General features: G+C 70.4%; 20 protein-coding genes. 13 read left to right on the top strand and 7 right to left on the bottom strand.

Annotation, left to right across the window (positions count from 1 at the left end; all coding sequences use genetic code 11):
• The first annotated feature begins 64 nt into the window (after positions 1-64).
• The gene (locus tag Q8S40_RS23675) at positions 65-1192 is read left to right on the top strand and encodes an efflux RND transporter periplasmic adaptor subunit (RefSeq protein ID WP_305672380.1); all 1128 of its coding nucleotides are present in this window, start codon (positions 65-67) and stop codon (positions 1190-1192) included.
• Positions 1192-4302, top strand: coding sequence for an efflux RND transporter permease subunit (locus tag Q8S40_RS23670; protein ID WP_305672379.1), 3111 nt, complete (start codon positions 1192-1194; stop codon positions 4300-4302). The genes Q8S40_RS23675 and Q8S40_RS23670 overlap by 1 nt, the downstream gene beginning before the upstream one ends.
• 148 nt (positions 4303-4450) lie before the next feature.
• Here Q8S40_RS23670 and Q8S40_RS23665 read toward each other — a convergent pair whose 3' ends face one another.
• Positions 4451-5389 carry a dihydrodipicolinate synthase family protein gene (locus tag Q8S40_RS23665; protein ID WP_305672378.1) on the bottom strand — a complete coding sequence of 313 codons (939 nt, stop codon included), beginning with the start codon at positions 5387-5389 and terminating at the stop codon, positions 4451-4453.
• 28 nt (positions 5390-5417) lie between these two features.
• A complete protein-coding gene (locus tag Q8S40_RS23660) occupies positions 5418-6359 on the bottom strand; it encodes a LysR family transcriptional regulator (RefSeq protein WP_305672377.1) in 942 nt (313 codons plus the stop codon).
• Positions 6360-6453: 94 nt separating this feature from the next.
• Here Q8S40_RS23660 and Q8S40_RS23655 point away from each other — a divergent pair, with 94 nt between their 5' ends.
• The 4 genes from Q8S40_RS23655 to Q8S40_RS23640 are packed head-to-tail and all read left to right on the top strand — an operon-like array spanning position 6454 to position 10371.
• Entirely contained in the window at positions 6454-7338 is an 885-nt protein-coding gene (locus Q8S40_RS23655; protein ID WP_305672376.1) for a MaoC family dehydratase N-terminal domain-containing protein, read from the top strand.
• Positions 7335-8540, top strand: coding sequence for a CaiB/BaiF CoA-transferase family protein (locus tag Q8S40_RS23650; RefSeq protein WP_305672375.1), 1206 nt, complete (start codon positions 7335-7337; stop codon positions 8538-8540). Before Q8S40_RS23655 ends, Q8S40_RS23650 begins: the two co-directional genes overlap by 4 nt.
• The gene (locus Q8S40_RS23645; protein ID WP_305672374.1) at positions 8537-9508 is read left to right on the top strand and encodes a tripartite tricarboxylate transporter substrate binding protein; all 972 of its coding nucleotides are present in this window, start codon (positions 8537-8539) and stop codon (positions 9506-9508) included. The genes Q8S40_RS23650 and Q8S40_RS23645 overlap by 4 nt, the downstream gene beginning before the upstream one ends.
• Before the next feature lie 38 nt (positions 9509-9546).
• Positions 9547-10371: a CoA ester lyase gene (locus tag Q8S40_RS23640; RefSeq protein WP_305672373.1), complete on the top strand. Its 825-nt coding sequence runs from the start codon at positions 9547-9549 to the stop codon at positions 10369-10371.
• On the opposite strand, the gene Q8S40_RS23635 is transcribed toward Q8S40_RS23640, so the two are convergent.
• Positions 10360-10800, bottom strand: a complete 441-nt coding sequence (locus Q8S40_RS23635; protein ID WP_305672372.1) for a DUF1810 domain-containing protein — start codon at positions 10798-10800, stop codon at positions 10360-10362. The genes Q8S40_RS23640 and Q8S40_RS23635 overlap by 12 nt on opposite strands.
• Positions 10801-10960: 160 nt before the next feature.
• Here Q8S40_RS23635 and Q8S40_RS23630 point away from each other — a divergent pair, with 160 nt between their 5' ends.
• Positions 10961-11683, top strand: coding sequence for a haloacid dehalogenase type II (locus Q8S40_RS23630; RefSeq protein ID WP_305672383.1), 723 nt, complete (start codon positions 10961-10963; stop codon positions 11681-11683).
• A 4-nt stretch (positions 11684-11687) separates the two neighbouring features.
• Here Q8S40_RS23630 and fabI read toward each other — a convergent pair whose 3' ends face one another.
• The gene (fabI, locus tag Q8S40_RS23625; RefSeq protein WP_305672371.1) at positions 11688-12461 is read right to left on the bottom strand and encodes an enoyl-ACP reductase FabI; all 774 of its coding nucleotides are present in this window, start codon (positions 12459-12461) and stop codon (positions 11688-11690) included.
• Between the two features lie 137 nt (positions 12462-12598).
• On the opposite strand from fabI, the gene Q8S40_RS23620 reads away from it, so the two are divergent.
• The 3 genes from Q8S40_RS23620 to Q8S40_RS23610 all read left to right on the top strand — a co-directional run bounded on the left by Q8S40_RS23620 (position 12599) and on the right by Q8S40_RS23610 (position 14433).
• Complete coding sequence (locus Q8S40_RS23620; protein WP_305672370.1) at positions 12599-13366, top strand: SDR family NAD(P)-dependent oxidoreductase; 768 nt, start codon at positions 12599-12601, stop codon at positions 13364-13366.
• A gap of 80 nt (positions 13367-13446) precedes the next feature.
• Entirely contained in the window at positions 13447-13758 is a 312-nt protein-coding gene (locus Q8S40_RS23615; protein ID WP_305672369.1) for a putative quinol monooxygenase, read from the top strand.
• A 324-nt stretch (positions 13759-14082) separates the two neighbouring features.
• Positions 14083-14433 (top strand): RidA family protein, encoded by a 351-nt coding sequence (locus Q8S40_RS23610; protein ID WP_304810286.1) that lies wholly within the window; start codon positions 14083-14085, stop codon positions 14431-14433.
• 35 nt (positions 14434-14468) lie between these two features.
• Here Q8S40_RS23610 and Q8S40_RS23605 read toward each other — a convergent pair whose 3' ends face one another.
• Positions 14469-14738: a YqhA family protein gene (locus Q8S40_RS23605; protein WP_305672382.1), complete on the bottom strand. Its 270-nt coding sequence runs from the start codon at positions 14736-14738 to the stop codon at positions 14469-14471.
• A gap of 5 nt (positions 14739-14743) precedes the next feature.
• Entirely contained in the window at positions 14744-14959 is a 216-nt protein-coding gene (locus tag Q8S40_RS23600; RefSeq protein ID WP_305672368.1) for a hypothetical protein, read from the bottom strand.
• A gap of 224 nt (positions 14960-15183) precedes the next feature.
• On the opposite strand from Q8S40_RS23600, the gene rfbB reads away from it, so the two are divergent.
• From rfbB to Q8S40_RS23585, 3 genes are read left to right on the top strand one after another with little or no spacing between them, the layout of a single operon-like run.
• Positions 15184-16245 (top strand): dTDP-glucose 4,6-dehydratase, encoded by a 1062-nt coding sequence (gene rfbB / locus Q8S40_RS23595; RefSeq protein WP_305672367.1) that lies wholly within the window; start codon positions 15184-15186, stop codon positions 16243-16245.
• A gap of 13 nt (positions 16246-16258) precedes the next feature.
• The gene (locus tag Q8S40_RS23590; RefSeq protein ID WP_304812217.1) at positions 16259-17245 is read left to right on the top strand and encodes an NAD(P)-dependent oxidoreductase; all 987 of its coding nucleotides are present in this window, start codon (positions 16259-16261) and stop codon (positions 17243-17245) included.
• Between the two features lie 25 nt (positions 17246-17270).
• On the top strand, positions 17271-18401 hold the full coding sequence (locus Q8S40_RS23585; protein WP_305672366.1) for a DegT/DnrJ/EryC1/StrS aminotransferase family protein: 1131 nt from the start codon (positions 17271-17273) through the stop codon (positions 18399-18401).
• Between the two features lie 163 nt (positions 18402-18564).
• Here Q8S40_RS23585 and Q8S40_RS23580 read toward each other — a convergent pair.
• Positions 18565-18685: IS3 family transposase (locus Q8S40_RS23580; RefSeq protein ID WP_305672381.1), on the bottom strand; the 121-nt coding region annotated here is incomplete at its 5' end.

Raw genomic sequence — 18685 nt, 5'->3', positions numbered from 1 at the left:
CTCCGCCCGGCTGGCGTGATCCGCAGGCGGGGAACTTCCCTCCGGCCGCTCCGTTGCCCCGGCAATGGCAACACCCGGGCAAGACCACGAAGCGACGCGGCAGGGCGCCGCCGCCGGCGGCAGCGGTCGCCTGCTGGGCGTCCTGCTGGCCCTGGTGCTGGCCGGGCTGATCGCCTGGTATGTCTGGCCGTCCTCCGGCGGCCGGCAGGCCGAGCGCGGCGCGCCGCCGCCCACCCCCGTGGTGCTGGCCACCGCCGAGGAAACGCGCCTGGTGCGCGAGGTTCGCGGCCTCGGCAATGTCCTGGCCACCAGCAGCGTGATGCTGGCCGCCGAGATCACCGGCCGCGTCACCGCCCTGAGCTTCGAGGAAGGGGCGGAGGTGGCGGAGGGCGAGGTGCTGGTCACCCTGGACCCCGGCCCCGCCGAAGCCGAGCTGCGCGCAGCCCAGGCGGAAGCGGCGGAGCTGGAGCAGCAGCTATCCCGTTCCTCACGCCTCGCGCGTGGCGGCTTCGCGCCGCGTGGCGATGTGGCGGATCTGCGGCAGCGGCTGGCCGGCGCCCAGGCGCGCTCCGCCGCGGCGGAATCGCGCCTGTCGCAATCCCGCATCGTGGCGCCCTTCGCGGGGCGGCTGGGGCTGAAGCAGGTCAGCGTCGGCGCGCTGGTGCAGCCCGGCACGCCGCTGGTGGCGCTGGATGCGGTGGATCCGATCGAGCTGCATTTCGCGGTGCGGGAACAGGAAATCGGGCGGTTCGCCGCGGGTGCCGCGGTGCGCGCCACTTCCACCGCCATGCCGGGGCGTGAATTCGCCGGGCAGGTCCAGGTCATCGCCCCGCGCGTCGATCCCGCGCTGCGAACGGTGACCGTGGTGGCCCGCCTGCCGAATGAAGACCGCCGCCTGCGCCCGGGGATGCTGATGCAGGTCACCGTGGCGGCGGAGGTGGTGGAACAGGCCGTGACGGTGCCGCCCCGCGCCGTGGTGATGCAGGGCCCCGAACATTTCGTCTTCCGCGTCGAGGATGGCATCGCCCGTCGCACGCCGGTCCGCATCGGCCAGCGCACGCCGCAGCGCATGGAGATCCTGGACGGGCTGCTGGCCGGTACCCCGGTGGTGCTGGAAGGCCTGCAGGGTTTGCAGGATGGCACCCGGGTCAATGCCGCCGCGCCCGCGCCCGCCTCCGTGGCGCAACGCTGATGCGGAGCCTGTTCGACCTGCCGGTGCTGCGCCCGGTACTGGCGCTCGCCTTCAACCTGCTGCTGGTCGCAATCGGCATCGGCGCCGCCCTGACGCTATCCGTGCGGGAATATCCGGATGTCGATCCGCCCGTCGTCTCGGTCCGCACCCTCTATACCGGCGCGCCGGCCGAGGTGGTGGAGCGGGAGGTGACCCAGACCATCGAAAGCAGCCTCTCCGGCATCGCCGGCATCCGCATCATCCGCTCCATCACCCGCGACGAAACCTCCGTCATCATCATCGAGCTGAACACCGGCACCAACCTCGATGCCGCGGCGGCGGAGGTGCGCGACAAGGTCGCCGCCACGCGCCGCAGCTTGCCGACCGGCATCGAGGATCCGGTGGTCGAGAAGGCCTCCGCGGATGAGGATGCGGTGATGTACCTTACCCTCCGCGCCGAGGGGCTGAACACGGCGGAGCTGACCGATATTGCGGAACGCCGCCTGGTGGATGCGCTGGGCATCGTGCCCGGCGTGGCGGGGGTCGAGATCTATGGCGGCCGGCGCTACGCCATGCGGATCTGGCTGGACCAGCCGGCGCTGGCGGCGCGCGGGCTGACGCCGGTGGATGTGGCGAACCGGCTGCGCGCGGAGAATCTGGAAGTGCCGGCCGGGCGGCTGGAGACGGGCCGCCAGGAACTGACGCTGCGCGCGCTGACCCGGCTCGGATCGGTCGAGGATTTCGCCGCGCTGGTGCTGCGCGAGGGCGAGGCGGGTGGCCGCGTCCGCCTCGGCGATGTCGCCCGCGTCGAGATCGGGGTGGAGAATACCCGTTCCGCCTTCCGCGCGGGGGGAGAGGAGGCGATTGCCATCGGCATCCTGCGCCGCGCCGATGCCAATGCGCTGGAGGTCTCGGCCGGCATCGCCGAGGCGGCGGAGCGGCTCGGCGCCGCGCTGCCGCCGGGCGTGTCGCTGCAACTCTCCTATGACGAGGCGCTGTTCATCCGGGAAACGCTGGCCAATGTGGCGTGGACCCTGGCCATCACCATCGGCATCATCGTGCTGGTGATCTACCTGTTCCTCGGTTCGGCACGCGCCACGCTGATCCCGGCGCTGACCATCCCGGCCTCCATCATCCCGGCCATCGCGGTGGCCGCGGCGCTGGGCTATTCGGTCAATGTCCTGACCATTCTCGCGGTGATCCTGGCCATCGGCTTCTGCGTCGATGATGCGGTGGTGATCCTGGAGAATATCCGCCGCCGCCAGCAGGGGGGCGAGCCGATCCTGCTGGCCGCGGTGCGGGCGACGCGGCAGGTGGGCTTTGCGGTCTTTGCATCATCTGCCGCGCTTCTGTCCGTTATCCTTCCGCTGGCCTTCTTGCAGGGAAACATCGGGCGATTATTCGCCGAATTTGCCGTGATGCTGGCGGCTACCGTGGTGTTCTCCACCGCCGCGGCGCTGACCCTGGCACCTCTACTCTCGGCGAAACTGTTCGCCGGCACGGCGGAGGATGGCCGCATCGCGCGCACCAGCCTGCGCGCCCAGAACTGGCTGCGGGACCATTACCGGGCCGCGCTGCGCCGTCTGATCGGAATGCCGGCGCTGGTGCTGCTCGTCGGCATCGGCTTCGCCGGCGCCGGCGCGCTGGCCTGGATGGCGCTGCCGCAGGAACTGGCGCCGGATGAGGATCGCGGCGCCGTCCTCATCATCGCCGAAGGCCCGCAAGGCGCCAGCTTCCCGGATACGCTGGCCGCGGTCGAGCAGATCGAGGCGGTGCTCGCGCCCTTCGTGGCCGAGGACGGCCCGGCCGAGGAATATCTCAGCATCGTCGCCCCAGGCCGAGGCGGCGCCGCGCGCACCAACCGCGCCATCGTCATCCTGCGCCTGAAGCCCTGGGCGGACCGGGATGTGGGGCAGATGGCGCTGGTCGCCGATCTGCGCGTCCGGCTCGCCGCCATCCCCGGCATCCGTGCCTTCGCCGTGCCGCCGCCGAAATTCGGCCAGCGCGGCAGCGGTCGCCAGTTCCGCTTCGCCGTGGGGGGAACGGAACGGGAGCGGGTGCGCGAATGGGGCGCCGCCATGCTGGAGCGCAGCGGCGAGATCCCCGGCCTCGTGGCGCTCGATACCTCCTACAAGCCGACCAAGCCGCAGATCGAAATCCGCATCGACCGCGACCGCGCCGCCGCGATCGGCCTCGATGCCGCCACGATCGGGGAGACGCTGGGCGTGCTGTTCAGCGACCGCGAGGTGACGCAATGGCTCGACCGCGGCGAGGAATATGAGGTGATCCTGGGCGCCGAGCCGGATGCGCGGGCGGCACCGGGCGATATCCGCAACGCCTATCTGCGCGCCCGCAACGGCGAGCTTGTGCCGCTCTCCTCCGTGGTCGAACTGACCGAGGTCGGCACGGTGCAGGAACTGCGCCGGGTGGACCGCCTGGCCGCCATCGAGATCGGTGCGAACCTGGCACCCGGGACGAATCTCGGCACCGCCATCGAAAGCGCCGAGGCCGCCGCCGCCGAAATCCTGCCGCCGGAGGCGACGCTGCGCTGGCTGGGTGAGAGCCTGGAATTCCAGGAAACCGGCCAGGCCATCCTGGTGATCTTCGCCCTGGTGCTGGTGCTGACCTTCCTGGTGCTGGCCGCGCAGTTCGAAAGCTTCGTTCACCCGCTGGTGGTGATGACGGCGGCGCCACTGGCCGTGGCGGGCGGGCTGCTGACGCTGCTGCTGGCCGGGCTGACGGTGAACATCTACAGCCAGATCGGCATGGTGCTGCTGGTCGGGCTGGTGGCCAAGAACGGCATCCTGCTGGTGGAATTCGCCAACCAGCTGCGGGATGAGGGCATGGAACCGGCGCAGGCGGCGGAAGAAGCCGCGGCGCTGCGGCTGCGCCCCATCCTGATGACCACCTCCGCCAGCATCCTGGGCGCGCTGCCGCTGGCGCTGGCGACCGGGGCGGGCGCCGAATCGCGCAGCACCATCGGCCTGGTCATCGGCGGCGGGCTGATGCTCGGCACGCTGCTGACGCTGTTCGTGGTGCCGGTGGGCTACGTGTTGCTCGCCCGCTTCACCGCCGCCCCCGGCGCCCGCGCGGCGGAGCTGCGGCGGCTGGAGGCGCAGCCGGCGGAGTAGGACCGCCGCCTCATGGCCTCACCGGCGGCGACCGCGCCGGAACAGGGCCATCAGGCCGCGCAGGATCGCCAGGTTTCGCAGGAGTCGGAACACGGTGTCGCCTTTCGGATGCCTGCCGGATCAGCGCCCGATGCCGCGACGGGTTTCCTCAGACGGCAGGCAGCGCCGCCCGCGCATCATGCCGCGCGAGGCGGGACAGCAGATACTCCACCTCGGCCCGCGCCGTGGCGGTCAGCGCGGTGCCCGGACGGCGCTGCGCGTCGGAGGCGATGACGCCGCGCCGCATCAGCACGTATTTCCGCACCGCGAGGCCCGGGCCGGGCTGCAATTCGTAGCGGATCAGCGGCAGATGCGCGTCGAACAGGTCGTGCGCGCGATCGCGTTCACCGGCCTGGGACAGCTTCACCAATTCCACCAGCATGTCCGGGAAGGCGTAGCCCGTCATCGCGCCATCGGCGCCGCGCGCCATCTCGAAATCGAGGAAGATGCCGCCATTGCCGCAGAGGATGCTGATCGGCCGCATCGAGCCATCCGCCTGGAAGCCGCGCAGCGCCGAGATCTTCTCCAGCCCCGGCCAATCCTCATGCTTCAGCATGACGCAGGAGGGCAGGTCGGTGACGATGCGGCGGATCACCGCCGGCGTCATCTGCACCTGGAACAGCTGCGGGTAATCCTGCAGCACCCAGGGCACGTCGCTGCCGATCGCCTCCACCGCCTGGTGGAAATAGCTGACCACGGCGTCATCGTTCCGCAGATGCGGGGGCGGCGCGATCATCACGCCCGCCGCACCCGCCTCCATCACGCCGCACGCCAGCGCCCGCATGGCGGCGAAACCCGGCGCGGTGACGCCGACGATGATGCCGGCCTTGCCGGCGCGGTTGATGATGCGGCGGCTGAGCGCCAGGGACTCGGCGCCATCCAGCTTCGGTGCTTCCCCCATCACGCCGAGAATCGTCATCCCCGCGCAGCCGGCGCCGAGGAAGAAATCGGTCATCCGGTCCAGGCTGGCCTCATCCACGCGTCCATCCGGGTGAAAGGGCGTCGGCGCAATGACGTAGACACCTTGGGCAGTGACATCGAGCGGCATGGGTGGGTCTTCTTCCTGGTCGCGCGGATCATCCTTGCGGCGCGGCCGGGCGTAAAGCCCCGCGCCGGGTCTTTGGCGGCGCATCGCCGCGGCTCAGCGCGGTGGTAATGGACGCCATCAGGCTGCGCGCCGCGGGCGAAAGCTGGCGTTCCCGCGGGCTGAGCAGGCCGACGCGCCGCGTCAGCGCCGGGCGCAGCAGCCGCAGCGTGGCCAGGCTGGCCGGCAGCGGGTCCGGCAGGGCGGAGGCGGGCAGGGCGACGACGCCCGCCCCGGCGGCGACCATCGCCACGGCGGTCGCCAGATGCCGCACCTCGACATGCCAGTTGGTATGCACCCGCGCCTGGTCCAGCGCCGCATCCACCAGCCGGCGGTTTTCGCTGATCGCGTGGGTGGAGACCATCTTCTCGTCGCGCAGCTCCGCCCAGGCCACGGACCCGCGCTGCGCCAGCCGGTGATCCGCGGGCAGCACCAGGAAGAACGGCTCCTCGAACAGCGGCACGCGCTCCACGTTCCAGCGCTCGGCGCCGATCGCGGCCAGCGCGAAATCGATCCGGTTCGCCTCCAGCATGGTGCGGATCTCGGTGGCGGAGCTTTCATGCACCACCACCTCGGAATGCGGCCATTGCCGCAGATGCGCGGCCAGCACCGGGCCGAGATGCCGCACGGCAAGCGTCGGCAGGCACCCGATCTCGACCCGCTGGCCGCGATCCGGGTCCACCGCCCGGCGCATCGCATCGCGCAGCCGTGCAATTGCTTCCTGCGCCTCCGGCAGCAGCGACGTGCCGGCGGCGGTCAGGCGGATCGGCTGGGCACGGCGGTCCAGCAGCTCCGCCCCCGTCACCCCCTCCAGCCGCTGTACGCGGCGGGTGAGTGCCGGCTGGCTGAGGCCGAGCCGGCTGGCGGCGCGGCGGAAGGAGCCGAGTTCGGCCACGGCGATGAAGGCCTCAAGCCCCGGCAGGTCCAGATACATGCCGCAGATGATGCACCAGACGCATCACCCGGTCACCATATTGCATTGGACGTGGCGCGCTGGCGGGGCAAGGATCGGCGCCGGAGGAAACAATATGCCCGATACGCAAGCGGAAGCCGGCGCCATGTCCGGCTGGATCGGCCGCCAGGAAGTGCTGGAGGATGAGGTAGCGCTGCCCATCGTGCGCCGCCTGGCCGCGCTGCTCGACCTCGACCCGATGGCCTATCGCCGCGGTGATGCGCTGCCCGAGGGCTGGCATTCCGTGTTCTTCGCGCCCATCGCCCGCCAGTCGCAGCTCGGCCCGGATGGTCATCCGCGGAAGGGTGATTTCCTGCCGCCGGTGCCCCTCCCGCGCCGCATGTTTGCCGGCCGCCGGCTGCGCTATCTGGCGCCGATCACCATCGGCGCGGAAATCCGCCGCACCTCCACCATCGCCTCCATCACCCCGAAGACCGGCCGCACCGGGCAGATGATTTTTGTCCGTGTCGATCATGTGGTGGAGATGGATGGCAAACCGGTGCTGACCGAGGCGCACGACATCGTCTATCGCGAGGAGGCCAGGCCCGGCGCCGGCACGCCCGCCAAGGCCGAGGCGCCCGTTGAACTGCCCACGCCGGACGAGACGCAGATCTACGCGCCGCAGACGGTGACGCTGTTCCGCTATTCCGCGCTGACCTATAACGGCCACCGCATCCATTACGACCAGCCCTATACGACGCAGGAGGAAGGCTATCCCGGCCTCGTCGTGAATGGCGGGCTGCATGCGCTGTTCCTGCATGAGATGGCGCGCCGCAACCTGCCCGGCGGCAGGCTCGGCCGCTTCTCCGTCCGCAACGTCAACCCGTTCTTCGTCAACCGCACCGGCGAGCTGCGCTGCAAGCGGCAGGATGACGGCAGCCTCGGCTTGTGGGCGCTGAACGAGACCGGCCGCATCGTCGCGCAGGCGGAAGCCGGCAGCGAACCGGGCGAAATGGTGTGAGCGACGCCACCGCCAAACGCGGCCCGCTCGCCGGCATCCGCGTGCTGGACTGCACCGGCGTCATCGTCGGCCCGACCTCCACCCTGCTGCTGGCCGAACAGGGCGCGGACGTCATCAAGGTGGAGCCGCCGGAGGGCGACCTCATGCGGAAACTGGGTGGCAAGGCGCCGGCCAATGCGCCGGGCATGTCGCCCAAATTCATGCATTTCAATCGCAACAAGCGCTCCATCGTGCTCGACCTGAAGGCGCCGGAGGGGCAGGAGGTCATCCGGCGCCTGGCCGCGACCAGCGATGTCTTCGTCAGCAACATGCGCCCGCGTGCCCTGGCCTCCCTCGGCCTGAACTGGGAGGCGCTGTCGGCGCTGAATCCGCGTATGGTCCATTGCACCATCGCGGGTTTCGCGACCGACGGCCCCTATGATGGCGCGCCCGCCTACGACACCATCATCCAGGGCTTGTCCGGTGTCGCCGCCTGCCTGGAGCAAGTGCTGGGCGAGCCACGCTTCGCCCCCTTCGTGCTGACCGACCACATCGTCGGCATCATCGCCGCGCAATCCATCTGCGCCGCGCTGGTGGCCCGCGCCAGCACTGGGCAGGGCCAGGCGATCGAGGTGCCGATGTTCGAGAATGCGGCCGCCTTCGTGCTGTCCGAACATCTCGGCCAGCGCACCTTCGAGCCGGATGGCACCATGGGCGACCCGCGCATCATGACCCCCGATGCACGGCCGATTCCGACGAAGGATGGCTATATCTGCGTCTCCGCGAACACCGACCCGCAGGCGCGCGGCTTCTTCACCGCGATCGGCCGGCCGGAGCTTATGCAGGACCCGCGTTTCCACAACGTCGCCGCACGCCTCGCCCATGTCGCGGATTACTTCGCGCTGCGGGCGGAGGTGATGCGGGAGAAGACCACCGCCGAATGGGTGGAATTGCTGCGCCGCCACGACGTGCCCGCCATGCCGTACCACACGCTGCCAAGCCTGCTGGAGGATCCGCAACTGCGCGGCTCCGGCGTGCTCACGAAAGAAGAAGGGGAGGAACACATGCTGGGATTGCGACACGCAAACCGCTTCTCGGGCTCCGGCCTGCCGGAGTCGCGGCTGGCGCCGCGGCAGGGGCAGCACGCCGAGGCCATCCTGGCGGAACTCGGCTATGGCGCCGAGGACCGCGCCAGGCTGCTGGGGCGGGAGGACGCGGCATGAACCGGCGCCAGCTTCTCGCCGCCACCGCCGCTGGCACCTTGGCGGCGCCTGCCGTGCGCGCACAGGATAACTGGCCCAGCCGGCCGATCCGCCTGATCGTGCCCTTCCCGCCCGGCGCGGCGAACGACACGCTCGGCCGCGCCATGGCGGACCAGCTTTCGCCCCGCCTCGGCCAGCCCGTTGTGGTGGAGAATCGCGGCGGTGCCGGCGGCACCATCGGTTCGGATTTCGTGGCCCGGTCCGCGGCGGATGGCTACACGCTGCTGCTCGGCCATATCGGCACGCTGGCGGTGAATGTCGCCATGTACCCCACCCTCACCTACCACCCGGTGCGCGATTTCACCCCGGTGGCGATGATCGCCACCACGCCGAATGTCCTGGTGGTGCACCCGGGCCAGTCCTACCAGGATCTGCGCGGCCTGGTGGAACATGCGAAGGCCCATCCCAACCGGCTGCGCTACTGCACCGCCGGCAATGGCAGCGCCGGCCACACCGTCATGCTCGCCTTCCTGCACGCCACCGGCCTGCAGATGGAGCACGTGCCCTATCGCGGCCTCGGCCCGGCGCTGAATGACCTGGTGGCGGGGCATGTGGACCTGACCTGGGGTGGTGCGCCGACGGTGATGCCGCTGGTGCGCGCCGGCCGGCTGCGCGCGCTCGGTGTCTCCAGCGGCCAGCGCGTGCCAAGCCTGCCGGACCTGCCGACCGCGGCGGAAGCCGTGGCGCCGGGCTTCGATGCGGTGCCCTGGTACGGCATCGCAGCCCCCACCGGCACGCCGGATGCGATCATCCGGCGCCTGAACACCGAGATCAACGCCAGCCTGAACACGGAGGAGGTTTCGGCCAGGCTGCGGCAGGATGGCGCGGAGCCTTCGCCCACCACGCCCGAGGCCTTCGGCGCGCTGATCCGCAGCGAGGTGACGCGCTGGGCCGAGCTGATCCGCGCCGCCGGCGTGACGGCGAATTGAGCATGACCCACGCACCGCGCGCCGCAACCTGGCGCTCCATGCTCTACGTCCCGGCCAATGTGCCGCGCTTCGTCGCCAAGGCGCCGGGGGCGGGCGCGGATGCCATCATCCTCGACCTTGAGGACAGCGTGCCGGTGGCGCAGAAGGCCGCCGCGCGCGATGGCCTGGCCGATGCGGTCGCCACCTGCCGCACCGGCCCCTCCGCCGTGCTGGTCCGCATCAACCGGCCATTGCGAATGGCGGTGCGCGATATCGAGGCGGCGATTGCCTGCGGCGTGGACGGCATCCTGATGACCAAGGCGATGGATGGCGGCCATGTCCGCCTGATCGCCGAGGTGATCGATGATCTGGAGGGCACCACGCCACGCTGCGTGCTGCTGCCGCTGATCGAAAGTGCTGCGGCCATCGAGCGCATGGCGGAAATCGGCGCCGCTTCCCCGCGCGTCGCCGGGCTGCTGGTGGGCGCGGAGGATCTGGCGGCCGAGATCGGCTGCACCTCGGATGATGAGGTGATGGTGGCGATCAAGCGTCGGATGGCGGTGGCCGCCGCGCAGGCGGGCGTGGCGGCGATGGGCACGCTCGGCTCCATCGCGGATTTCCGCGACCAGGAGAAGCTGCGCGACGTGGTCGCCCGGTCCCGCCGCGCCGGTTTCACGGGCGGCAGCTGCATCCACCCGGCGGTGATCCCGATCCTCAACGAAGGCTTCGCACCCAGCGAGAAGGAACTCGACCTCGCCCGCCGGCAGATCGCCGCGGCGGAAGCGGCGGAAGCCGAGGGGCGCGGGTCCTTTGAAGTGGATGGCCGGATGGTGGATGAGCCGATCCTGCGCCGCGCCCGGCGCATCCTCGCCTCAGCCCGCTGAAGCCAGCAGGTCCAGCGTGAGGCTGTCGGCGGCACCGCCGAAGTGCCGCCGCAGCGCCTCCGCGAAGACCGGCTGCTCCGGCCAGGCGGCAGCGAACAGCGTCATGCAGGACCGGAACTTCAGATCGTCCGGGCTGCCGAAGAGCGCATGCACGGTCCGGTCCGGCACGGCCAGCACCAGCGCCGTGCAATCCACCAGCCGCTGCCCCAGCAGCGGATGCGCGGCATAGGCCCGCGCCTCGGCCAGCGACGAAATGCCGTAGTGCCGCGCCGTGGCGCTGCGGCCCAGTTCGCGCAGCTGGGGGAAGACGAACCACATCCAATGGCCGTACTTGCGGCCCTGCCGCAATTCCCGCTGGACCTCCGCCATCGCGGTGTCCTGCGCCTGCACGAAGCGCGCGAGGTCGAAGGGGTCGGGGGTCGTGGACACTGCCGCGGAACTCCGTGTGGGAAGGCATGAACCCGCATGGTGGCGCCGGGTTGCCTTTCCGTTCGGTCGGCTTCGGCCTGACCCCGGCCCTGGTGCGGTCCGGTTGTCGCCGGTCGCGGCCCCGGCCATCATGGGCTGGCGGCAAGGGTGGGGCAGGGTGATGCGGCTGAGTGATTTCCGAGTTCTGACCTTCGATTGCTACGGCACGCTGATCGACTGGGAAGGCGGCATCCTCGCGGCGTTGCAGCCGCTTCTGGCCCAGGCCGGCGGCGCCATCGGCCCGGAGGCCGCGCTGCAGGCCTTCGCCCGGCTGGAGGCGGACCAGGAAGCCCGGACGCCGGAGATGATCTACGCCGACCTGCTGGCCGAGGTGCACCGGCGCCTGGCCCAGGAATGGGGTGTGCCGGCAGGGGATGCGGCGCATCGCCGCTTCGGCGCTTCCGTCCCGGACTGGCCTGCATTCCCGGATTCGGCGGAGGCGCTGGCCTACCTCAAGCAGCACTTCAAGCTGGTGATCCTGTCCAATGTGGACCGCACCAGCTTCGCCGGCAGCAACCGGCGGCTCGGCGTGGCCTTCGATGCGATCTACACGGCGCAGGACATCGGCAGCTACAAGCCATCGGATCGCAACTTCGCCTATATGCTGGAGAAGCTGGCGGCGCTCGGCCATGCGAAGGGCGAAATCCTGCACACGGCGCAGAGCCTGTTCCACGACCACGTGCCCGCCAAGCGCGCCGGCCTCGCCACCGCATGGATCGACCGGCGGCACGACCGGGAAGGCTGGGGCGCCACGCCGGAGCCGGCGGATGAGGCGCGCTTCGATTTCCGCTTCCCCAGCCTCGCCGCCCTGGCCGCGGCGCATGCGGCCGAACGGGGCGGCTGAGGCATCAGGCCACGGTGTGCGCGCCATTGTCGGCATGCACCACGGACCCGCTCATCGGTGCCGCCGCCTCACTGGCCAGGAAGGCGGCGATGCGGCCGACATCCTCGATGCCGACCAGCCGGCCCGCCGGGGTGCGCGCCCGCACCCGGTCCAGCAGATCATCGAAGCGGTCGATGCCTGACGCCGCGCGGGTGCGGATGGCGCCGGCCGAGATGGCAAAGGCGCGGATGCGGCGCGGCGCCAGATCCGCCGCCATGTAGCGCACGCTGGATTCCAGCGCCGCCTTCACCGGGCCCATCAGGTTATAGTTCTCCACCACCCGGTCGGCGCCGTAGAAGCTCACCGTCATCAGGCTGCCGCCCTCCGTCATCAGCGGCGCCGCCAGCTTCGCCATGCGGATGAAGGAATGGCAGGACACGTCCATCGCCATGGCGAAACCCTCCGCCGAGCAATCCACCACGCTGGCGTGCAGATCCTCCCGCGGTGCGAAGGCGATGGAGTGCAGCAGGAAATCCAGCCGGCCCCATTCCTGGCCGATGCGGTCGAACACAGCCTCCAGTTGCCCGGGGATGCGGACATCGCAGGGCAGCAGCAGCGCCGTGCCCAGCCCGTCGGCCACCGGTCGGATGAAGGGCAGCGCCTTGTCGTTGAGATAGGTCAGCGCCAGTTCGGCGCCGGCCTGGCGGAAGGCGGTGGCGCAGCCGGCGGCGATGCTGTGGCCATTGGCGATGCCCACCACCAGGCCGCGCTTGCCGGCGAGATCCACGATCGGCGTCATCTGGGCAATCCTTCCGCTGCGTCGTCGTGCGCCCCCTTTGCCGCAGCCGGGGCCGCGCGACCAGGGTTCAACCGGGGGGGCTGTCGCCGCGCGGCCGGGGGCGGCACCATGCGGATCGCGTCCCCAGGAGCCTCCGCATGACAGACCGCCCCCGCACCATCCTCGTCACCGGCGCCGCCAGCGGCATCGGCGCCGCCTGTTGCCGGGCGCTGGCCGGGCCGGGCACCGCCATCCTGGTGCATACCCGCAAGAACGCCGCGGGGGCGGATGCGGTGGCGGAGGCGGTGCGCGCGGCGGGCGGCGTGGCGGAGGTGATGCTGGGCGACATCGCCGACCCGGCGCTGCCGGCCGCGCTGGTGGCGCAGGCGCAGGCGCGCTTCGGCGGGCTGGATGTGGTGGTGGCCAATGCCGGCTTCGCCGACCGCACGCCGGTGGCGGCGCTGACCGATGCCGGCTTCGCACAATCCATGGATACCGTGCTGTGGGCCTTCCTGCGCCTGGCGCGCGCCGCGCTGCCGGTGCTGGCCCAGGGGAGGGGGGAGGGGCAAACGCCCAGGCTGGTCGCCATCTCCTCCTTCGTCGCGCATGTTTTCCGTACCGACGCCACGCTGTTCCCCGCCACGGCGGCGGCCAAGGCGGGGGTCGAGGCGCTGGTGCGCGCTCTGGCGGTGGAGGCCGCGGCCAGCGGCACCACGGTGAATGCCGTGGCGCCCGGCTTCACCCAGAAGGATGCCAGCGGCCATTCCGCCATGACCCCGGCGCAATGGGATGCGGTGCGCGCGCGGATCCCGCTCGGCCGGCTCGGCACGCCGGGCGATGTGGCGCAGGCGGTGGCGTTCCTCGCCTCGCCGGGCGCGGCCTACATCACCGGGCAGGTGCTGCATGTGAATGGCGGGCTGGTGTGATTGACCCCGCGGCGGAGCCGCTGATTGACGGGACGCGGCCGCGCTGCCTTGCTGCGGGCGCAACCAGGGGAAACGCCAAGATGATCCATGTCCTCGCCTTCATCACCACCAAGCCCGGCATGCGCGATGCGGTGCTGGCCGAGATGCGCGCCAACATCCCGGCGGTGCTGGCCGAGGAAGGCTGCATCGAATACGGCCCGGCGATCGATGCGGAGGGCATCGGCCCGTTGCAGACCGCGATCGGCCCGGACAGCTTCGTGGTGGTCGAGAAATGGTCCAGCGCCGCGACGCTCGCCGCCCATGGCGCCGCGCCGCATATGAAGGCCTATGGCGCCAAGGTGCGGGACATGGTGGCCAGCCGCGTCATCCATGTGCTGGCCCCCGCCGCCTGACCAGGCCGCCGCGAACGCCCGAAAGGCTGCACGCCCGCCACCACCAGGGCCCGGCCCCCAGCGCTGGCCGGGCTTCTCCACAAGGTGGAACAGCACCACCGAAGCCGCGAACCTGGCCGGGATACAGGGGGCAAAGGTGCCGATGGCGCAGCCACCATCACCCCTGCGAGGCTGATGAACGTGGCATTCGTGATCGGTGGCTTCCAGGCGGCCGGGTGCCTTCATAGCCCGCACGGATACCCCGGCCACGCCCGGCTTCCAGCGCCGCCGCCCGCGTGACAGGCTGGCCCAGGCCGGATCATGGCCGAAATCAGGGAGGATGACGTGACGATACGCCGCATTGCAGAGGAAAAGCGCCTGTCCGGCGCCGTGATGGGCGGCGGGCTGGTCTGGCTCGCCGGCCAGGTGGCCGATGACCCGACGCTCGATGCCGAAGGCCAGACCGCCGACATCCTGGCGCAGATCGATGCCCTGCTGGCCGAGGCTGGCACCGACAAGCGCGCCCTGCTCAGCGTCACCATCGTGCTGGCCGATATCCAGGACGCACCCGCGATGAACCGCGCCTGGGATGCCTGGCTGGACCCCGCCGCCAAGCCGGCCCGCATGACCATCGAGGCGGCGCTGGTCGATCCGCGCTGGAAGGTGGAGATCACCGGTGTCGCCAAGGCGCCCTGAGCGCCCGGCCGGGCCGCTGCCGGCGGCCCGGATCGCTATTTCTTCGTCAGCCGGTCCAGCACCCCCAGCGCCACCGCGCCGGTCAGGAACATGCCGTGGATCGCCAGGCCCCACATCACCGAGCGGTCATCATAGCTCGACACCTCCATGAAGATCTGCAGCAGGTGGATGGAGGAGATCGCGATCAGCGCGGAGGCCAGCTTGATCTTCAGATTGCCGGGATCGAAGTTCGAGACCCAGCTCACCCCCTCCGCATCCTCATGCTTGTCGAGGCGTGAGACCAGGCTGTCGTAGGAGGAGATCATCACCGTCACCACCAGGGAGGCGACCAGCGCGGCATCGAGAAGGTGCAGCAGGTCGAGCAGCTGTGGCGGTTGTCGGACCCGGCCAGCGCATTGCCCGCGAACTTCCACAGCTTCGCCAGGAACCCCAGCGCATAGATCGCCAGGGCGACGCCGAGGCCGAGGAAGAACACCACCAGCACATGCCGGCTGGCGAGCATGATCCTGTCGATCAACAGCTGCATGGAACCGCTCCGCTTGCGCCGCGGATGTGGCCTGGCCGGCTTCGCTTGGGAAGGGCAGCCTGCGCGATGACCGGGCGGATTTCCGGGCAGGCAGGACCCCTCGACCTGCGCGTCCGCCCGGGGCAATTTGCACGACCGTTGCGCGGGTGGCCATGGCGCCGCCCGGGCTTGGCCGCGCTGCCGCCGCAATCAGGCGCGATTGTCACGTCGACCGAGGAATCTTCATGAACATCCTGCTGACAGGCGGACTGGGCTTCATCGGCTCCGCCGTCGTCCGCCGCCTGATCGCCACCACCGGCCATGTCGTGGTGAATGTGGACAAGGAGACCTACGCCGCGAGCCATGCGGCGCTGGACACCGCGCGCGGCCATGCCCGCCATATCCATGTCAAGGCGGACATCTGCGATGCGGAGGCGATGGCCGCCACGCTGGCGCAGTGGCAGCCGGAGGTGGTGATGCACCTGGCCGCCGAGAGCCATGTGGATCGCAGCATCGACGGCCCGGCCGAGTTCATCCGCACCAACGTCGTCGGCACCCAGGTGCTGCTGGAAGCCGCCCGCGCCTATTGGTCCGCGCTGCCCGCGCCGGCCAAGGGCCGCTTCCGCTTCCACCATATCAGCACCGACGAGGTCTTCGGCAGCCTGGAGACGCTGGACGCGAAGCCTTTCGACGAACACACGCCCTACGACCCGCGCAGCCCCTACAGCGCCTCCAAGGCCGCGTCCGACCATCTGGTGCGCGCCTGGCACCACACCTATGGGTTCCCGGCCTTCGTCTCCAACACCACGAACAACTACGGGCCGTGGCAATTCCCGGAGAAGCTGATCCCGCTGGTCTCGCTGAACGCGCTGGAGGGCAAGCCGCTGCCGGTCTATGGCGACGGCGCCAATATCCGCGACTGGATCCATGTGGAGGACCATGCGGAGGCGCTGTGCCTGGCGGCGCTGGGCGCCGGCCAGCCCGGCGGCACCTATTGCATCGGCCCGCGCCAGGAACGCAGCAATCTGGAGGTGGTGAAGGCGATCTGCGCCGTGCTGGACCGGCTGCGGCCGGATCCGGCAGGGCCACGGGAACGCCTGATCACCTTCGTGAAGGACCGGCCAGGGCATGATTTCCGCTATGCCATGGACCCGTCCGGCGCGGAGAAGCTACTGGGCTGGACCGCGCGGTACGATTTCGAAAGCGGGCTGGAGCACACGCTGCGCTGGTACCTGGACCATGAGGCCTGGTGGGCCCCGATCCGGGCGGCAACCTATGCGGGACAGCGGCTTGGGCAGGCCGGTTAGGAAAGATTCGAGAATGGACGGTTGGCGCGGCAAGCGGGTGTTGGTGACGGGCGGCGCCGGATTCCTCGGCAGCGGCCTCTGTCACGCTTTGGCGGCGGAGGGCGCCCGCGTGGTGGCCCTGGATGCGATGGAGCCAGAGGGGGGCGCCAGCCCGCTCAACCTCGAGGGCAGCAACGTCATGCTGGTACGCGGCGATATCCGCGACGCCGAACTGCACAGCCTGTGCAACGGCATCGACGTGCTGTTCAACATGGCAGCGCAAACCAGCCATATGGGCGGCCAGCGCGACCCGGTCTCAGACATCGCCATCAACGCCGTGGCTCAGGTGCGGCTGATCGGCGTGATGCGGGAAGCCGCGCCGAAGGCCACCGTGGTGCACGCCTCCACCCGGCAGTTCTACGGCCGCCCGCAATACCTGCCGGTGGATGAGAAGCACACGGTGAACCCACCGGACGCCAATGGCGTCTCCAAATGGGCCGGGGAGCAGTACTGGCTGCTGGAAAGCCGCGTCCACGGCCGGCCCGTTGTCTCGCTGCGCCTGACCAATTGCTATGGCCCGCGACTCCGCATCAAGGACGCCAAGCAGACCTTTTTGGGAATTTGGATCCGCCGGGTTCTCGAAAATGAACCGTTTGAGGTCTGGGGCGGGGAACAACTGCGCGACCTGACCTACCTCGATGACGTGACGGACGCCTTCCTGCGCGCCGGCCTGCAGGCCGGCAAGCCGGAAGTGAACGGCAAGGTCTTCAATATCGGCGGCCCGCCGCCACTTTCGCTGCATGAACTGGCGGAACGCCTGATCGCGGCGAATGGCGGGCAGGGCAGTTTCGTGACCAAGACCTTCCCGGCCGATCGTGCCCAGATCGACATCGGCAGCTACGCCGCCGACGATCGTGCCTTCCGCGCCGCCACCGGCTGGTGGCCGCGGATTGAGGTGGATGAGGGACTGCGCCGTTCGCTCGAATGGTACCGCCCGCGCCTCGCCGAATATACCGCCTGATCCCGCCCAACCAGGGAACGCCACCATGAACGCCCCGCTTCTCACCGTGCCGCAGGCCGACCCCGGCGCCGGCTACCGCGCCCACCAGGCCGAGATCGACGCCGCGGCGCTGCGCGCGCTCGGCTCCGGCTGGTACATCCTCGGCCAGGAAGGGGCGGCCTTCGAGAAGGAATTCGCCGCCTGGCAGGGTGCTGCCCGCGCGGTGGGCTGCGCCAACGGCACCGACGCACTGATGCTGACGCTGCGCGGCATGGGCATCGGCGCCGGCTGCACCGTGGTCACCGTCTCCCACACCGCCGTCGCCACCGTGGCGGCGATCGAGATGGTGGGTGCGACGCCGTTGCTGATCGATATCGACCCCGACACCTTCACCATGGACGCCGACGAACTCGTCGCCGTGCTGAACGACCCGCCGCCGGGCCTGCCGCCGATCCGCGCCATCATTCCCGTGCACCTGTACGGCCAGTCCTGCGACCTGGACCCGATGCTCGCCGCCTGCCGCGAACACGGCGTGATGGTGATCGAGGATTGTTCCCAGGCGCATGGCGCGACACTGGGCGGCCGCAAGGTCGGCACCATGGGCGACGCCGCCTGCTTCTCGCTGTATCCCACCAAGAACCTCGGCGCGCTGGGCGATGGCGGCGTCATGTCCACCGATGACGCGGCACTCGCCGACCGTATCGGCGCCATCCGGCAGTACGGCTGGAAGGAGCGCTACATCAGCGACAGCATCGGCGTGAACAGCCGCCTCGACGAAATCCAGGCCGCCATCCTGCGCGTGCGCCTGCCCTACCTCGACGCGGCCAATGCCCGCCGCGCCGAAATCGCGGCAGCCTACGACGCCGCCCTGGCCGATGGGCCCTACGCCGCCCCCATCCGCCGCGCCGATGCCGGCCACGTCTACCACCAATACGTCCTGCGCGTGCCGAACCGCACCGCCCTGATGGCGCGCCTGCGCGCCGAAGGCGTGGCGACGGCCATCCACTACCCGGCCCCCGTCCACCTGCAACCCGCCTACCGCGGCCGCACCCCGATGGGCCCCGCCGGCTGCGCCGAAACCGCCCGCGCGGCCGGAGAGGTGATGAGCCTGCCCATGTTCCCGGAACTGACGGAAGCCCAGGTCGCCCATGTCTGCGGGGTGCTGCGCGGGTTGTGAGGGACAGGTCTGCGAGAGGGCTTTGCCCCCTCGCGCTCCCCCACGAAGGGGCAGTGGCCCCTTCGAACCCCTGAATCATGAGCAGGAAGGGAGAGGGGCCAGAGGTCACGCAGCCCATGGGGCGCCCCAGCCTGGCCTGCTGCCGGTTCGGTGGACACCGGGTTTAGCCTGAACTGGCCAAACGCTCGAACGCCACGGGGCTGAGATAGCCGATGGCCGAGTGGCGCCGAGTCGGATTGTAGAATCGCTCGATGTAGTCGAACACCTCTGCTCGGGCGGCGTCA

It is taken from the genome of Falsiroseomonas sp. (assembly GCF_030695085.1).
GTDB lineage: Bacteria > Pseudomonadota > Alphaproteobacteria > Acetobacterales > Acetobacteraceae > Falsiroseomonas.
Note: the sequence above shows the minus strand (reverse complement) of the source record. Positions and strands in the feature narration are given on the sequence as shown.

Bases quoted from the DNA above. Each gene is read 5' to 3' on its own strand.
- Q8S40_RS23600 (WP_305672368.1), bottom strand. From the start codon at position 14,959: ATGCAGCTGTTGATCGACAGGATCATGCTCGCCAGCCGGCATGTGCTG.
- Q8S40_RS23665 (WP_305672378.1), bottom strand. From the start codon at position 5,389: ATGCCGCTCGATGTCACTGCCCAAGGTGTCTACGTCATTGCGCCGACG.
- Q8S40_RS23645 (WP_305672374.1), top strand. From the start codon at position 8,537: ATGAACCGGCGCCAGCTTCTCGCCGCCACCGCCGCTGGCACCTTGGCG.
- Q8S40_RS23605 (WP_305672382.1), bottom strand. From the start codon at position 14,738: ATGATCTCCTCCTACGACAGCCTGGTCTCACGCCTCGACAAGCATGAG.
- Q8S40_RS23675 (WP_305672380.1), top strand. From the start codon at position 65: ATGGCAACACCCGGGCAAGACCACGAAGCGACGCGGCAGGGCGCCGCC.
- Q8S40_RS23585 (WP_305672366.1), top strand. From the start codon at position 17,271: ATGAACGCCCCGCTTCTCACCGTGCCGCAGGCCGACCCCGGCGCCGGC.
- Q8S40_RS23660 (WP_305672377.1), bottom strand. From the start codon at position 6,359: ATGTATCTGGACCTGCCGGGGCTTGAGGCCTTCATCGCCGTGGCCGAA.
- Q8S40_RS23630 (WP_305672383.1), top strand. From the start codon at position 10,961: ATGCGGCTGAGTGATTTCCGAGTTCTGACCTTCGATTGCTACGGCACG.
- Q8S40_RS23590 (WP_304812217.1), top strand. From the start codon at position 16,259: ATGGACGGTTGGCGCGGCAAGCGGGTGTTGGTGACGGGCGGCGCCGGA.
- Q8S40_RS23615 (WP_305672369.1), top strand. From the start codon at position 13,447: ATGATCCATGTCCTCGCCTTCATCACCACCAAGCCCGGCATGCGCGAT.
- Q8S40_RS23620 (WP_305672370.1), top strand. From the start codon at position 12,599: ATGACAGACCGCCCCCGCACCATCCTCGTCACCGGCGCCGCCAGCGGC.
- fabI (WP_305672371.1), bottom strand. From the start codon at position 12,461: ATGACGCCGATCGTGGATCTCGCCGGCAAGCGCGGCCTGGTGGTGGGC.
- Q8S40_RS23655 (WP_305672376.1), top strand. From the start codon at position 6,454: ATGCCCGATACGCAAGCGGAAGCCGGCGCCATGTCCGGCTGGATCGGC.
- Q8S40_RS23640 (WP_305672373.1), top strand. From the start codon at position 9,547: ATGCTCTACGTCCCGGCCAATGTGCCGCGCTTCGTCGCCAAGGCGCCG.
- Q8S40_RS23670 (WP_305672379.1), top strand. From the start codon at position 1,192: ATGCGGAGCCTGTTCGACCTGCCGGTGCTGCGCCCGGTACTGGCGCTC.
- rfbB (WP_305672367.1), top strand. From the start codon at position 15,184: ATGAACATCCTGCTGACAGGCGGACTGGGCTTCATCGGCTCCGCCGTC.